This window comes from Ruthenibacterium lactatiformans (assembly GCF_000949455.1).
Taxonomy (GTDB): domain Bacteria; phylum Bacillota; class Clostridia; order Oscillospirales; family Ruminococcaceae; genus Ruthenibacterium; species Ruthenibacterium lactatiformans.
The window spans coordinates 90,355-105,778 of sequence record NZ_JXXK01000002.1 but is presented as its reverse complement, the minus strand read 5'-3'; the positions used below and the strand labels follow the sequence as shown (position 1 = coordinate 105,778).

Genomic DNA, 15,424 nt, shown 5'->3' with positions numbered 1-15,424 from the left:
AATGAACTGGAGGTTTCAAAATGGGTGTTTTAGAGATTATCAGCGGTGTTTTGCTGATTTTGTGCAGCATTGCCATCATCGTGATGGTTCTGTTCCAGGAATCCAAGGGCAACGGCCTGTCCGGTGCGATCGCCGGCGGTGAGATGATGGGCAACGAAGGGCGCTCGCGTTCCTCCAATGCCATGCTTGCCAAATACACCAAGTATGCGGCCATCGTGTTCTTTGTGCTCGCTATCCTGGTGGGCGTCATCAGCATCTATCTGAAATAAGCCAGAAAAAAGCCCGCCAGCTTTTGGCGGGCTTTTTTGCTATATATCTCCGAAGACCGGGGAAAAGTATTGTTATGTGTGTGGAGTAAGGAGCATATTATGGGAATCAAAGCAAAAATACTGAAAGAGCTGCAAAAGAAGCCGCGCCGCCTGAAAGAGCTGAAGGCGAAGCTGGGCAACGACAAAAAAGTGGCCCGCGCCGTGGACGAGCTGGTGGAGCGGAACAAGGTGGTGTGCCGCAAGGGCGTGTACGCCGTGCCGGACCCGAAAACAGGGAACGCCGTGGAGTGTACGCTGGTGAAGCTGGCGGGCAAGTTTGGCTTCGCGCGGCCTGTGCAGCCCGACGGGCAGGATATCTTCATTCCGGGCAAATACCTGATGGGAGCCATGCCCGGCGACACGCTGCTGGTGTCGCTGTTCGAGCATCCGCGCGTAGAGGGCTCGTCCGAGGGCGAGGTGCTGGCCGTGGTGAAGGAAAACAACCGCTTTACCGGAACGGTGGAGACCATTGAGGGCAGGCTGGCGCTGGTGCCGGACGCGTGTCCGCACTGCCCCATCTATATCAAAAAGAGCGCCGACGGCGGCGCGCGCGACGGTGAAAAGGCTGCGGTGGAGATTCTGGAGCGCGGCGATTCCCACGAGGACCACCGGGCGGGCGTAGCCATGCGCTTCGGCAGCGCCGAGGAGGCCAAGCAGTGCGCAAAGGCACTGCTGTATGGCGCGGGGCTCTCGCGCCATTTCCCGCTCAAGGCAAAGGCTGAAGCGAAAAAATACGAGGGCGCGGCCGTGGGGGAAAAAGAGGCGGCGGGCCGCAGGGATTACCGCGGCATGCCTGTCTTCACCATAGATTCCGCCGAGACGAAAGACATCGACGACGCCATTTCCCTGGAAAAGACCGATACGGGATACCGGCTGGGCGTACACATCGCGGACGTGAGCCATTATGTGCGCCCCGGCAGCGCGCTGGACGCCGAGGCGTTTGCGCGGGGCACATCGGTATATTATGCGGACAGCGTCATTCCCATGCTGCCGCGCCAGCTCTCCAACGGCATCTGCAGCCTGAACGAGGGCGCGGACCGGCTGGCATTCTCCTGTATGATGGAGCTGGACGCCGCGGGCCGTGTAGTGGATTACGCGTTCGTGAAATCCGTCATCCGTTCCCGCGTGAAAGGTGTGTACAAAGAGGTGAACGCCATTTTTGACGGCACGGCGGACAACGCGTTGCGCCAGCGTTACGCCGCCGTGGCGCAGGAGCTGTCGCTGATGCGCGAGCTGTACCACAAGCTGGCCAAGCTGCGCGCAGCCCGGGGCGCGATGGATATTGAGAGCGGCGAGGCAAAGCTGGTGCTGGACGAGGCGGGCCGCTGTGTGGACGTGGTGAAGCGCGAACGCGGCGAGGCGGAGCAGATGATCGAGGAATTTATGCTGCTGGCCAATTCCTCGGCGGCGGCGCTGGCGCGGCGGCTGAAGCTGCTGTTCGTGTACCGTGTGCACGAAGCGCCGGACCCAGAGCGGATCGAAAAGCTGAAGCAGACGCTGACGGCGGCGGGTGTGGACTTCCATTTTGCGGGCGATACGCCCACCACGCTGGAGCTTGCGAAGCTGTTGGCCGATACCCGGGGCACCAATCTGGAGCGCCCGGTGCACACAAGTGTGCTGCGCAGCATGGCCAAGGCAAAGTACGAGCCGCAGCCCAAGGGCCACTTCGGCCTTGCGCTGGCAGATTACGCCCACTTCACCTCGCCCATCCGGCGCTATCCGGACCTTGCCATCCACCGTATCCTTTCCGACGTTTGCGCGGGTATGGACGACGGCGCGGTGCAGAAAAAATATGCGCAGTTCGCGGCCGAAGCATCGGTGCAGTCCTCCGAGCGCGAGGTGCTGGCCATGACGGTGGAGCGCGATGTGGAGGACTGCTACAAGGCCGAATACATGCGCCGCTTCGAGGGAGAGGAATTCGACGGCGTGATCTCGTCGATCACGCAGTTCGGCCTGTATGTGGAGCTGCCCAATACCGTAGAAGGCCTTGTGCGCGCGCAGGCGCTTTCAGAAAACGCGCTTACGCTCACCGAGGGCGTGGCGCTGCGGGATATTCTGTCCGGCCGGGAATGGCGGCTGGGCGGCGTCATGCGCGTGCGTGTGGCGGGCGTGGATGTCTCTCAGGGCAATGTGGATTTCGTTCCGGCACAGGAACAGTAGCGGAAGGAGCCGGTGCTTCCGGCCCGGCGGGCCCCGGCGGGCGTGCGGCAGACAGCCGTACCCGCCGGGGCTTTTGCGCGCCCGGGAAAAGCGCTGCCGCGGCGGCTGCTCCCCGGACGCATCCGGGTGTCATACTGGGGGCCTTGTCCGCATATGCTGTGGCGAGGTGAAAAAAATGATCCTGGTACAGACCATCGGAGTGTTCGCGGCGCTGATGAGCGTGATCGGCGTAGTGCTGGCAGCATCCAAGGCAAAGCGGCCGCTGTTGCGGGCGCTGGGCAGCGCGGTGTGCGGGGCCGCATCTCTGGGCGCGGTGAATTTGCTGGCAGGGTACACGGGCGTTTCCATCGCGCTTAATTACGCCACGGCGTTTGTAGCCGTGGTGCTGGGCGCGCCGGGCGTGGTCACCATGCTGCTGCTGCGTGTGCTGTTGCTTTTTTAACGTCCGTCGGCTACAATATTCCCCAAAGGCGGCGCATGCCGCGCCGCGGAGGGAGGAATAAAATTGACGCTGCACTTTGAATGGTTTGGGTTTGACGACGCAGCGCGCATGGCGCTGGCCCATGGGCTGCGCAAAGAGGTATTCGTGGACGAGCAGGGCTTTTCGCTGGAGGCGGACAGGGACGAGCAGGACAAGAACGCCCTGCATGTATTGGGCCTGGACGAAACAGGGGCCGCGCGCTGTACGGCGCGTGTGTTTGCGGACGCGCCGGGCGTGTGGCATGCGGGGCGCATTGCCGTACAGCGGGGCCTGCGCGGGCAGGGCGTGGGCCGGCTGCTTCTGGCGGCCGTGGCGGATAAGGCGCGGGCGCAGGGGGCGCGCACGCTGGAGCTGGGCGCACAGTACGACAAGCAGGGCTTTTACGAGGCCGTTGGCTTTGCGCCGTACGGTGAACCGTATCTGGACGAAGGGTATCCCCACGTTCCTATGCGTATGGCGCTGTAAAAGCACAGAACGGCAGACGATGACTCCCGGCGGCGGGAAAAGGCGCAGGCGAAGAAGCCTGTGCCCCCGCCGCCGGGAGCTTTTTTGCGCACGGCGCCCCTGGATGGTTTAGCGGTCCGGATTCAGAACACGAAGCAAACGAACGGAGCGGAAGCTGCTGCCGTTCCGCTGGGCTGAGTGGTCCTCCTTTTTTGCAGCACGGTAACATGCCGGATACAAAAAGGCGACAAGTTTGAAACAAACGCGCGCTAATCTGGAAAAAAGGGCAGGAGCCAGCCTGCCCAAAGGGGAGGAATGGGAATGCAGACCGTTTATGATCGGGAGGTGACGCTCCATTCGCGGAACGTGCAGGGCCGGAATGCTCTGACGGAGCGCGCCGGGCGTGCCGCCGTCTTTTACAAACCGGCTCATGCGCGCAAAACACAGCCCGGCGCATGGCGGCGGCTTGCCGCTGTGGCGCTGTGCTGCGGGGCGCTGCTGTGTGCGTTCCGTCTGTATGGAAGGGCACGCAGCCGGTTCGGAGTGCAGCTCCCGGTCAGGACGGTCCTGCAAAACCCGGAGCTGCCCAACGGCTGCGAGGCCGCCAGCTTGGCGGCTCTTTTGAAATATAAGGGCGTGCCCGCCGACAAGCTGGATCTTGCCTATGGTTATATCCCGCGCGGCGATATCGAAGAAACCACGGACGGCCGCACCGGGCCTGACCCAGAGCTGGCCTATGCGGGCGACCCAGCCGCGGGCCTGGGCTTTTACTGCTTCGCACAGCCGGTGGCACAGGGGGCGAACGCCTATCTGGCGGCGCAGGGCTCGGCTCTGCGTGCGGCGGATATAACAGGCGTTACCGGACAGGGGCTTTTGCAGTATCTGCGCGGCGGAGACCCTGTGATCGTGTGGATCACAAAAGACCTTTCCGCACCGCGCACGGGAGGCTGCACCTGGCTGCTGGCGGATACGGGCGAGACCTACGCGCCTTATGTCAATCTGCACTGCGTCGTGCTTGCGGGGTGGGACGGGGATACCTGCACCATCGCAGACCCGCTGCAGGGCAGGCGCAGAGTGGACGCGGCTGCGTTTCTGCAATGCTTCAGACAAATGGGCAGCCGCGCCGTCGTGGTGCATTGACCAAAGCGGGGAAACGCGGAGCGCGAAGGAGCCTCTGCGGAAGAAAGCGCCTTTGTGGGATGACGGCTTTGGCGCCGGCGCACGCAAAACGCTTGGCGGCCCTTTGTGGGCCGGCAAGCGTTTTTTGCACCAAAACACTTGCGCTTTTTTGTGTGTTCATGATAGAATGAATCGCTTACAAATTTTCGGCAAAAGGAGGCGGCATCTTTTCATGACACGAAACAGCATCCGGCGTACCCAGTGCTGGCACAATACCCGGTTTCCCCGCAGGCCGCCCCCGGCCGCATCCTTCTGAACGCACGGCCACCCGCATGCAGCCGCCCGCGCCTCGTGCGCAGGCTTTGTTTTGCTGTGTGCCTTTATAAAATTTAGAAGGATGTTTTACATATGACATGGTTTATTCTTTCCCTGATTGCGATTCTGTTCTGGAGCGGTTCGGACCTGTTCTCCAAGCTGGGCTCCAGGCCCGACGATAAATACAGCCATTGGAAGATGGTCATGGCTGTGGGCGTTGTAATGGGCGCGCACGCCTTCTTTCTCATCGCCACGGGCACGCCGTTCAGCATTTCGGATATCGTCACCTATCTGCCCGCCTCGGCTATGTATATCCTGTCCATGATCCTGGGTTATGCGGGCCTGCGGTACATTGAGCTTTCCATTTCCTCGCCCATCTGCAATTCCTCGGGCGCGGTAGCGGCCCTTTTGTGCTTTTTCATTCTGAAGGAAACGATGTCCGGCCTGCAGTTCTTCGCGGTGGCGCTGGTATGCGTGGGCGTATTCGCGCTTTCCTATATCGAAAAGAAGCAGGATGATGCGCTGCGCCGCCGGGAGGGCGATACGCCCGACAAAAAGCATACCCGCAGCTTTCTGGCTATTCTGTTCCCTATCCTGTACTGCATCATCGACGGCCTGGGCACCTTTGCGGATGCGCTCCTGCTGGATACCGTCATTGCCGAGGAGCAGGCGAACATCGCCTATGAGCTGACGTTTCTGATGATGGCCGTTTTTGCGTTTGTGTATGTGGTGATCGTCAAAAAGCAGAAGATCAGCCTTCCGGCGGAAAAGCCCAAGCTGGCCGCCGCCCTGTGCGAGACCGCGGGCCAGTTCGCTTATGTGTTCGCCATCGGCGCAAACGCCATCGTGGCCGCGCCCATGATCTCTTCCTACTGTATCATGTCTCTGGTGTGGAGCCGCATTTTCCTCAAGGAAAAGCTGTCGAAGGCGCAGTACGCCGTTATTGCGGTGGCTGCCGTGGGCATCGCGATCCTGGGCATGGAATGACGAAACTGTAAACTTTTTGCAACAAAACGGCAGCGCCGCGCGTCTATATGACGTGCGGCGCTTTTGTTGTGCGCCGGGGAAAAAGCCTCCCCGCGCGGCATACCGGCGCGCCGCCGCCCATTACAACTTTCTAACAAGTCTGAGAGATAATGGGGATCGGAAAAAAAGGAGTGTCGCTTTATGGCGAAAATATTGATCGCGGAGGACGAGCGCCCCATCAGTGAGCTTGTCAAACGCAACCTTATGCTGGTGGGCCACACAGCGGCGCAGGCTTTCGACGGCCCTTGTGCGCTGGAGATGGCCGGGGCCGAGCGGTTCGACCTTGTGCTGCTGGATGTGATGCTGCCGGGCTGCTCCGGCTTTGAAGTAAAGGAACAGCTGGACCCGGCGCTGCCCGTCATTTTCGTTACGGCGAAGAACAACCTTTCCAGCCGTTTGCAGGGGCTGGGCCTTGGCGCCGACGATTATATCGTGAAGCCCTTTGAGATATTGGAGCTGCTGGCCCGCGTGGAGGCCGTGCTGCGCCGCGTGCACGCCGGGGCCGAGGTGTTCGACCTGGGCGACTGCCATGTGGAGTTCGGCACGCACCGTGTGTTCGTTGCCGGGCACGAGGTGGCGCTTACGCCGCAGGAATTTATGCTGCTGGGCGTTTTGGTGCGCAACCGGAATCTGGCGCTTTCCCGGGAAAAGCTGCTGCAATTGGCCTGGGGCTACGATTATGAGGGAGACACCCGAACCGTGGACGTACATATTCAGAAGCTGCGCAAAAAGCTGGGCTTTGAAGATCGTATCCAGACGGTGTACAAGCTCGGTTACCGGCTGAGCACAAAGGAATAGGGAGCGCGCCGGGCGCTCCCGAAAATGGAGGCGCGGCGCTTGCGGAACAAAATGGAAAAGGGACGCGGGAGCGTCCGGCTGAAATTCTGGCAAAAGACCTATCTGCTCACACTGGCGCTGTTTCTGCTTGCACTGGGCGGCGGCACAACGGCCATTGCGTCCGTCAGTCAGCAGCGTGCGTTTGAAGCCGAATGCGGCAAGCTGTTGGCGCAGCAGCATTCCGTGGCGCAGAGCCTTGCCGCGGACGCCGCCGCAGTGCAGGCGCGCAGGCCGGAGGCGCTGCCGCGTCTGGCGCAGAACTACGCCGGGCAGCTGAAACGCTCCGGCGTTTTTCTGCGTGTGGCGCAGGCGGGCGACGTATGGGCGGATGAGCTGCCGCAGCCGGATTCCGCGTTGCCTGAGGTGCCGCCCGAGGGACAGCGCGTGCATACGGTACTGCTGTCCGGCGGGCGGCATGTGCTGTATATCTCCGCCGTGCTGCCCGCCCCGCCGGAGGATGTAGCCGTCACATGCGCGTTTGACATGGAGGCCTTTTTTGTACAGTGGGCGCAGACGCGCCGGGCATTTTTGCTGGCAGGCGCGGCGGTGTCCGCTGTTTTGGCGGCTGCGCTGTACGTTGTGCTGCGGGGGCTTTCCCGCCCCATGGAGCGGCTGGCCCGGGTGGCCGGGCGGCTGGCGGACGGCGATTACACGGCCCGCAGCCCGGAGCGCACGCGGGACGAGGTGGGCCAGCTTGCCCATGCGCTGAATGAGATGGCGGCCCGTGTGGAATGGAACGTGGCCGAGCTGCGTGAAACGGCCCGGCGCAAGCAGCAGCTTGTGGACAACGTAGCGCATGAGCTGCGCACCCCGCTCACGGCTGTGGGCGGCTATGCTGAATACATCCAGCGGGCCGAGCTGTCCGAGGAGGAAAAATATGAGGCTGCGCAGTACATCGTGGAGGAGGCAAACCGCCTTGCCGTGATGAGCGAGCGCCTTTTGCAAATGGCGGCCCTGCGGGGCGAACAGGCGGCGCGGGAGCCTGTGGACGTGCCCGCTCTGCTGGAAAAGGCGGCACGCACCGTCGCACCCAAAGCCGCTGCCCGGGGCGTGGCGCTGGAGCCGGTGCAGGCGGACGCCTGTACGGTGCAGGGAGAAGCGGCGCTGCTGGAAAGCCTGATGGTGAACCTGGCGGACAATGCTGTAAAGGCATGCGGGCCGGGCGGCAGTGTGCGCCTTTGCGCACGGCGGGAGACGGGCCGCCTGATGCTCACGGTGCAGGATACGGGCCGCGGCATGGACGCGGAGACGCTGGCGCACATCGGCGAACCGTTTTACAGGCCGGACAAGGCCCGCAGCCGGGAACAGGGCGGCGCGGGGCTGGGCCTTGCGCTGTGCTTCCAGATCGCGCAGAGCCATGGCGCGGCGCTGTCCTTTACCTCCGCGCCGGGCGCGGGCACCACGGCCGCCGTAATATTTACAGCTTGATGACATCTTGAAGAAAATGCCGCAACAGTTTCATGGGATACTGGGAGCATCGAAAGGAGGTTGCTTGCGATGAAGAAAAGCAACAGAACGGTGCGGAAGATGCGGAGCGCTTGGACGGGATTTGCGGCGGCGTGCCTGGCGGCGGCGCTTACGATGAGCGCTTTGGTGTCCTGTGCGCCGCAGGAGAGCCGGCCCGTTGTGACCAGCGACGACCTGACGCCGCCCAGCGCCGCGCAGGAGGCCATTGCGCAGGATATTGGCGGTGGTAAAAATTATGAGTATTATTGGGCGGCAGAACATATTGAGGAAGAACTGGAAGCGGTACGGGAATCAACAGAACAGAGTGTGAAGCATTGGAAAGAGATTGCAGATACAGGCAATTATTACGGAAGAGAAGTCAGTGGTGATGAAAAAGAAGAGTTGAAAAATTCCTTTGATGAGATGTTAAATGAAATACCACTGCTTCAGGAAGAAAAGAGAAAAATGCTGGAAAGTGAGTTGGCGCTCGATCCGGTTGTATCGGCACAGGAGGCAGCAAACGCGGCGGGAGCGGTATTTGAAAAAATTTATGGAATTGAACTGTCGCAGGATATTTTGACGTTGTCTTGTGTGGAAATAAATACAAACATTAATCCCGGCGAAGAAGTGATACGCTCAGTATGGAATGTAAGTAGAGAAGAAGCCGCAGACGGTGTCTTGTTCAGTACCAATGCAGTAGGCTGTACGTTGGATGCTACAACCGGTGAGTTCATCAGTGTAGACTATACTCCCAGCAATGATGAACTAACTGAAATGTGGGCGACGGAGTTGCCGTCATGCTTTGTGAAAAAGACTAGTATTGAGACTACAGATAGCTATGGCTATTGGAATGAGACCGAAGCGAGTTATGCAGAGGTAGCGGAGAAGTTAAAGCAGCAAACGAGAGAACAGCTTTCCGGCAGTATGTTGATTGGTGGTGCAGCAGTGACAGATGTTCGTGTGGAACTTCTCGGAAAGATGGAAGATAGCGGAGAAAATCAAATAAGTTTACTGGTCGAAGGAGACAATGGGAAAACATATCAGCTCTATAGAAACTACTCTATGCAAGCATATGTAAATTATGGTTTTGAAGGGTATCCATTACGCGCATATTGGTTCAGAAACAATACTTATTTGAATGGAAAATAACTTTACAGGGCCGCGGCCCGCAAAGCTATTCTTCAAAAGCACACTGGTCAAAATTTAAGGTAAAATTAAGAGGAACATGATACAATTTCGACACACTTGTGTGTTAAACTATCAAAAAATGGCGAAAAAGGGCGGGTGTGCGTGCAGACGGAGTACAGAAATATCAACCAGGGAGGCCGTGCGCGCCGTCCCGCACGGCATGCGGCGAACGTGCGTGTCCCGCCCCAAAGCGGGGGACAAAGAGCGGCCCGCGTGCGGCAGCCGGGGCCTTACGGATATCCGGCCGCGCCCGGCCCGCGCACCGTGCGCGGCGCACGTGCGGCGGCGCGCCGCCGCCAGAAGCGCCGCAGGCGGCTTGTCACACTGGGGCTTGCCTGCCTGACGCTGGCCATCGTGCTGCTGGCCGTGCTGCGCCAGACGTCCGCTGCCCAGCCCGCCGGGACGGAGGGCGGCGCCGCCGGGCAGAGCGCCGCTCTGCCCACGGCCGCGGCGCCCCATGAGGGCCCGCCCTATACCATTGCCATCGACGCGGGCCACGGCGGCACCGACATCGGCGCGGAAGGCGTTATCAACGAGATCCAGCTCACAGAAGCAACGATCGGATATCTGGAGGGTTGGCTCACCCAGGACGAGAATTATACGCCCGTGCGCACCCACGCGGCGGATACATTTTCCAAAAACACCGAGCGCGCGGCCGCGGCAAACAGCGCGGGCGCTTCACTGCTGCTCTCCGTGCACGGCAATTCAGACCCTTATTCCTCTGATTCCTATGGCCTGGAATGCTATCCGCAGCCGCCGGGGCGCACCCATCATGAGGATTCGCTGCGCCTTGCGCATCTCATTGCCGATAAATTCGGCGCGGCGGGCCAGCGCCTGCGCGGCAACGCGGGCGTGCGTTACATCTACTATGCGGGCGACGATGAAAGCGGCTACGAAAAGCAGGTGGTGGAGGAGAGCGACAGCACCGTTTACTCCGAGCAGACCTTTGGCCTTTTGGAAAAAACAGATTGTCCCGCCGTACTGGTGGAGCAGTGCTTTGTTACCAGCGAGGCCGATGTGGCTGCCTGGGGAACGGACGACGGCTGCAGGCGCGCAGCCCGGCTGTATTACGAAGCCATTTGTGAATATTTCGGCACCGAGCCGCTGCCCGAGACATGATGCAAAAAAGCCCCGCTGCGAACAGCGGGGCGTTTTGCCCAAACGACTAAACCGTAAGCCGGGTTCTGTATTAAACGACGATCTATCTCGACTGCATGTTGCCATGCAGCTCCAGCCGCCTCCGGGAACGCGCAGGGCACGCATAGTTCCCATATGGGCGTTGCTCCTGGTAGGGTTTACAGAGCCGCGCAAGTCACCAAGCGCGCTGGTGCGCTCTTACCGCACCTTTCCACCTTTTCCCGCGCAAAACGCGGGTAGTCTATTTCTGTTGCACTATCCCTGGGGTCACCCCCGGCTGCCGTTAGCAGTTACCATTCCCTTGTGGAGCCCGGACTTTCCTCAGAGCGCGTGAAACGCCCCGCCGCCGTATGTTTTACTCGTTTGGGCATCTTAGTATAGCACACATTTTGCAGCATTTGCAACACCGGCGCACAAACTGCAATTTTCTCTTGAAAAAATGCCATTTAATGGGTATAATTTTATGTATGGGAATTTATAAATATCCGCGCCTTGGGCGCGGGCAACAGGAAAAGGGGAAAGATTATGTTTAAAAACGATTATCTGGCGCGCGTGTATGACGAAGTAAGCGGGCGCAGCGCGGGCGAAACCGAATTTTTGCAGGCTGTGCGCGAGGTGCTGGAGAGCCTGGAGGCTTATGTGGAAAAGCATCCCGAATTGGAACAGCAAGGCATTCTGGAGCGTATGGTGGAGCCGGAACGCTTCATTCAGTTCCGTGTTTCCTGGGTGGACGACGCGGGCAAGGTGCATGTGAACCGTGGCTACCGCGTGCAGTTCAACTCCGCCATCGGCCCGTACAAGGGCGGCCTGCGCCTGCATCCTTCCGTCACGGCGTCCGTCATTAAGTTCCTGGGCTTTGAGCAGGTGTTCAAAAACAGCCTTACGGGCCTGCCCATGGGCGGCGGCAAGGGCGGCAGCGATTTTGACCCGAAAGGCAGATCCGACGCAGAGATCATGCGTTTCTGCCAGAGTTTTATGACGGAGCTTTCCAAGCATATCGGCCAGTTTACCGACGTGCCCGCCGGAGACATCGGCGTGGGCGCGCGGGAGATCGGTTATATGTTCGGCCAGTACAAACGCCTGCGCAACGAAGTGACGGGCGTGCTGACGGGCAAGGGCCTTTCCTACGGCGGCAGCCTGGTGCGTCCGGAGGCCACCGGCTACGGCCTGTGTTACTTTACCGAGGAAGCCCTCAACTGCATGAAAAACGACAGCTTTAAGGGCAAAACGGTGGTGATCTCCGGCAGCGGCAATGTGGCCATCTACGCCACGGAGAAAGCCACCCAGCTGGGCGGCAAGGTCGTGGCTTTGTCCGATTCCACGGGTTATGTCTACGACAAAAACGGCATCGACCTGGATGTGGTGAAGGAGATCAAGCTGGCTCGCCGTGCCCGCATCTCCGAGTATGTTAAGGCGGTGCCCGCCGCCGAGTATCACGAAGGCTGTAGCGGCATCTGGAGCATCCCCTGCGATATCGCGCTGCCCTGCGCCACGCAGAATGAGATCGACGAGGCCAGCGCCAAGCTGCTTGCCGCAAACGGCTGCAAGGTAGTGTGCGAGGGCGCGAACATGCCCTCCACGCCGGAGGCGATCAACGTGTATCTGGAAAACGGCATGCTCTACGGCCCGGCCAAGGCCGCCAACGCGGGCGGCGTGGCCACCAGCGGCCTGGAGATGAGCCAGAACTCTCTGCGCCTGTCCTGGACATTCGAGGAAGTGGACGAGCGTTTGCAGAATATCATGAAGAATATTTTCCACAATGCTTATGACGCCTCCAAGGCATGCGGTGCGGAAGGAAACCTGATGGTGGGCGCCAACGTGGCGGGCTTTATCAAGGTGGCCGACGCCATGCTCGCCGAGGGTATTGCGTATTAAGCATCAACCGTACAAAACCGGGCAGGGGCCGCGCAGAGCGGCCCCTGTTTTTTGCCTGCCGGGACGGCGGGGCATCCATGGGAAAGGAGCGGAGCGCATGACGCTGGAATTTACGGTGGAGCAAAAGGAAAACGGTATGCTGCTGCGGGACTTTCTGCGCAAACGCGGTGTTTCGGCAGCGCTGGCCAAGGGCGTGAAGGCCTCGGACGGCTTTTTCCGGGACGGCGCGCCCGTACACACGGATATGCGCCTTTCAGCGGGCCAGCGGATTTCCTTTGCGCTGCCTCCGGAGCCTCCTACGGAGGTGCTGCCCCAGGCGCTGCCGCTGGATATCCTGTATGAGGATGCCCATGCAATGGTGCTGAACAAGCCCGCGGGACAAACGGTACATCCCACCCGGGGGTATGCGGACGGCACGCTGGCCAATGCTTTCCGCGGCCGGATGGCCGCGCGGGGCAGCGCGGCCGTGTTCCGTCCGGTGAACCGGCTGGACAGGGGAACCTCCGGCCTTGTGCTGTGCGCGATGAACGCCTATGCCGCGCCGCTGCTGGCCGCCGCGGTGCAAAAAGTGTACTATGCCGTGGCCGAGGGGCTGGTGGACGGGGAGGAGGGCGCCATCGACGCGCCCATTGCGCTGGCGCACGGGTCCATCATTCAGCGGTGCGTGTGCGGCCGGGGGCAGCCCAGCCGCACGGAATACCGGGTGCTGGCACGGGGCGGAGGGCATACACTGCTGCGGGTGGTGCCCGTTACGGGGCGCACACATCAGATCCGTGTGCATTTCGCGTCCCGGGGGCATCCGCTGGCGGGCGACGGCATGTACGGCGGATGTCCGGAGCACATGGCGCGCCCGGCGCTGCACTGCGGCGCGGTATCGTTTGGCCTGCCGGGGGAGAATGCGGCGCACACAGTGCACGCGCCGCTGCCCGAAGACATGCGTGCGCTGCTGGCGGCGTGCGGCATCCGGGCGGAAGATTTCGGCATTTGACCCCTTCCGTGTGTTGATACAAATGTGAAAAAAGGTATGCGTCGCCGCGCTGGAAAGGGATTAAACTTGCATCGTGGGCAAAATAGTGTATAATAATAAAGTTCGGACCTCCGCTCTGACCGGCGCTCCTGTGCCGGGGATGCAGATGGAACCGGACATTTGCCTGTTTCTGCACCGCGCTTTGCGCGGCTGGCATATCCCCACGGAGACCCGGAAAGGAGGGGGCGTATGGCTGCAAGGAAACGCTGGCGCAGGTATATCCCGGACGACGAGATATCCGTGCGCGCTTTCCTGCATTTGATCGGCCGCCTGTTTTATTATGTCGGCCTTCATTCGGAATATTTTCTGCTGAACTTCGGCCGCGGCGCACGCGCCGCCGTACTGGCGCTCTGGCACGGCGTGTGCTGGATGCTGGCGCTGGGCGCCAATATTCTGCGGCCGTTTTTTGCCGCTGTATGGGAGGATCTGCGCGCCCCCTGGCGGCAGATGCGCAGCGGGCTGCGCAACATCCGCCAGGTAGTGCGTGAAGAACGGGAGGCCGGCGGCTCGCCGGCGGGCAAAGGACTTGCCTATTTCTTCCGCGGCGTTTTGGCGTACAAGCACCTGCTCCTGCGCGGTCTGGCGTATCTGCTGCCTGCGGCCGCGCTGGGCGTGCTGCTCGTTACCGTGGACGGTGTTCTGTCCTCTACTTTTGCACTGCGGGTGGAATTCCGCGGCGAATTCGTGGGCTTCATTGCCAACGAAAGCGTTTATGATGCGGCGCACGCGGATATTCTGGACCGCATCCAGAATGTGGACACGGGCGAGGACTGGAAAGCGCGCCCGGAATATACGCTCACCATTGTGGATCAGGCGGCGCTGTATTCCCAAGGCGAACTGACGGACCGCATCATCGAGACATCATCTGCTGAATTCCGCGAGGCGACAGGCGTCTATGTCAATACGGAGTTCATCGGCGTTACGGCGGATTCCGCCGCGTTGACACAGGCGCTGGAGGCTCTGAAAGAGCCTCTTTACGAAGGACATGAGAACGACGACAGCTGGCGCGTGGAGTTCCAGCAAAAGGTGGAACTTAAGCCGGGCCTGTATTTCACCAGCACCATCGTCACACTGGACGATCTGCTGGCGCGCCTGCATGGAACGGCTCCGGTGGAGCTTTCCGACGGCAATATCCTGGTGGGCTGGGATATGCTGGGCGTGCAGGCGGTGCAGAATGTGACCCGCACCGTTGAAACTGCGGCCGAGCCGCAGGTCATCAATGACCCCGAGCTGGAGTGGGGCCGCGAAGTGGTGGAGCAGGAGGCTTCACCGGGCCTGGAGGAAGTAAACGAGGACGTCGTTTATATCGACGGCCAGGAGGTGCAGCGCATTCAGACGCGTGAGCCGACCGTGCTGGTGGAGGCGGTGCCGAAGATCACGCGGTACGGCACGTATAACCCATACGGCGGCACTGCGGGAGACCCGGCGACAGGTGAATTCACCTGGCCGGTACCGGATTATAAGGGCATCAGCCGCTGGGCCTCACGCTATCACCGCGGTGCGGATATCACGGCGCGTTACGGTACGACCATTGTTGCGGCGGATAACGGCGTGGTGGAAGTTGCGACAGACGCGCGCGGCACGGCATGGTGGACGTACGGGAAATTTGTCAAGATCGACCATGGCAACGGCTTTGCCACTGTGTATGCGCACTGCTCCGAGCTTCTGGTGCAGCAGGGTGAATATGTAGTGAAGGGCCAGCCTATCGCGCGCGTGGGTTCCACAGGGTATTCCACGGGCAACCACTGCCATTTTGAGATTCAGGTGAATGGCCAGTGGACAGATACCCGAAGGTATGTCATGCCCTAAGGATGCACCACGCAATTCACCGGCGTGCTTCCCGCTTAGGCGGCGTAGGCGCGCGGAGAATTGACCGAGTGCCGTTCGTGGACACACAAGGCCGGGCGCACAGCGCCCGGCCTTTACATTGGTGACAAAAAATTGACGAATCATGCCGTTTTTGTTGCAAAAAGCCCGGCAAATGGATATAATAAGTGCGGTTGTGACAGAGCCTTTCCGCACGTTCAGTTAATTTGTGCCAAATCCTGTCGAATATGCATT

13 protein-coding genes and 1 other RNA gene are annotated in these 15,424 nt (G+C 60.6%); 13 read left to right on the top strand and 1 reads right to left on the bottom strand.

Annotation, left to right across the window (positions count from 1 at the left end; translation table 11 throughout):
* Nucleotides 1–20 precede the first annotated feature (20 nt).
* The 10 genes from secG to TQ39_RS02395 all read left to right on the top strand — a co-directional run bounded on the left by secG (nt 21) and on the right by TQ39_RS02395 (nt 10,443).
* The gene (gene secG, locus TQ39_RS02440) at nt 21–269 is read left to right on the top strand and encodes a preprotein translocase subunit SecG (RefSeq protein ID WP_009326022.1); all 249 of its coding nucleotides are present in this window, start codon (nt 21–23) and stop codon (nt 267–269) included.
* A gap of 99 nt (nt 270–368) precedes the next feature.
* The gene (gene rnr / locus TQ39_RS02435) at nt 369–2,468 is read left to right on the top strand and encodes a ribonuclease R (protein ID WP_050004430.1); all 2,100 of its coding nucleotides are present in this window, start codon (nt 369–371) and stop codon (nt 2,466–2,468) included.
* A gap of 175 nt (nt 2,469–2,643) precedes the next feature.
* Entirely contained in the window at nt 2,644–2,910 is a 267-nt protein-coding gene (locus tag TQ39_RS21175) for a pro-sigmaK processing inhibitor BofA family protein (protein ID WP_009326020.1), read from the top strand.
* Between the two features lie 63 nt (nt 2,911–2,973).
* A complete protein-coding gene (locus TQ39_RS02425) occupies nt 2,974–3,414 on the top strand; it encodes a GNAT family N-acetyltransferase (protein WP_009326019.1) in 441 nt (146 codons plus the stop codon).
* 300 nt (nt 3,415–3,714) lie between these two features.
* Nucleotides 3,715–4,533, top strand: coding sequence for a C39 family peptidase (locus tag TQ39_RS02420; RefSeq protein ID WP_050004428.1), 819 nt, complete (start codon nt 3,715–3,717; stop codon nt 4,531–4,533).
* A 387-nt stretch (nt 4,534–4,920) separates the two neighbouring features.
* The gene (locus TQ39_RS02415; RefSeq protein WP_009326014.1) at nt 4,921–5,814 is read left to right on the top strand and encodes an EamA family transporter; all 894 of its coding nucleotides are present in this window, start codon (nt 4,921–4,923) and stop codon (nt 5,812–5,814) included.
* 180 nt (nt 5,815–5,994) lie between these two features.
* The gene (locus TQ39_RS02410) at nt 5,995–6,651 is read left to right on the top strand and encodes a response regulator transcription factor (protein WP_050004427.1); all 657 of its coding nucleotides are present in this window, start codon (nt 5,995–5,997) and stop codon (nt 6,649–6,651) included.
* Between the two features lie 39 nt (nt 6,652–6,690).
* Nucleotides 6,691–8,118 (top strand): sensor histidine kinase, encoded by a 1,428-nt coding sequence (locus TQ39_RS02405; RefSeq protein WP_167541519.1) that lies wholly within the window; start codon nt 6,691–6,693, stop codon nt 8,116–8,118.
* Nucleotides 8,119–8,187: 69 nt separating this feature from the next.
* Nucleotides 8,188–9,285, top strand: coding sequence for a hypothetical protein (locus TQ39_RS02400; RefSeq protein WP_050004425.1), 1,098 nt, complete (start codon nt 8,188–8,190; stop codon nt 9,283–9,285).
* 141 nt (nt 9,286–9,426) lie between these two features.
* Nucleotides 9,427–10,443: an N-acetylmuramoyl-L-alanine amidase gene (locus TQ39_RS02395; RefSeq protein WP_167541518.1), complete on the top strand. Its 1,017-nt coding sequence runs from the start codon at nt 9,427–9,429 to the stop codon at nt 10,441–10,443.
* 39 nt (nt 10,444–10,482) lie between these two features.
* Here the strand turns inward: TQ39_RS02395 and rnpB are convergent.
* Nucleotides 10,483–10,823: RNase P RNA component class A (gene rnpB, locus TQ39_RS03315), an RNA gene on the bottom strand.
* Between the two features lie 163 nt (nt 10,824–10,986).
* On the opposite strand from rnpB, the gene gdhA reads away from it, so the two are divergent.
* From gdhA to TQ39_RS02380, 3 genes are all read left to right on the top strand, one after another.
* A complete protein-coding gene (gene gdhA / locus TQ39_RS02390) occupies nt 10,987–12,336 on the top strand; it encodes an NADP-specific glutamate dehydrogenase (protein WP_009326009.1) in 1,350 nt (449 codons plus the stop codon).
* A 97-nt stretch (nt 12,337–12,433) separates the two neighbouring features.
* Complete coding sequence (locus tag TQ39_RS02385; protein WP_050004424.1) at nt 12,434–13,324, top strand: RluA family pseudouridine synthase; 891 nt, start codon at nt 12,434–12,436, stop codon at nt 13,322–13,324.
* A 228-nt stretch (nt 13,325–13,552) separates the two neighbouring features.
* A complete protein-coding gene (locus TQ39_RS02380) occupies nt 13,553–15,172 on the top strand; it encodes a M23 family metallopeptidase (protein WP_050004423.1) in 1,620 nt (539 codons plus the stop codon).
* Nucleotides 15,173–15,424 lie beyond the last annotated feature (252 nt).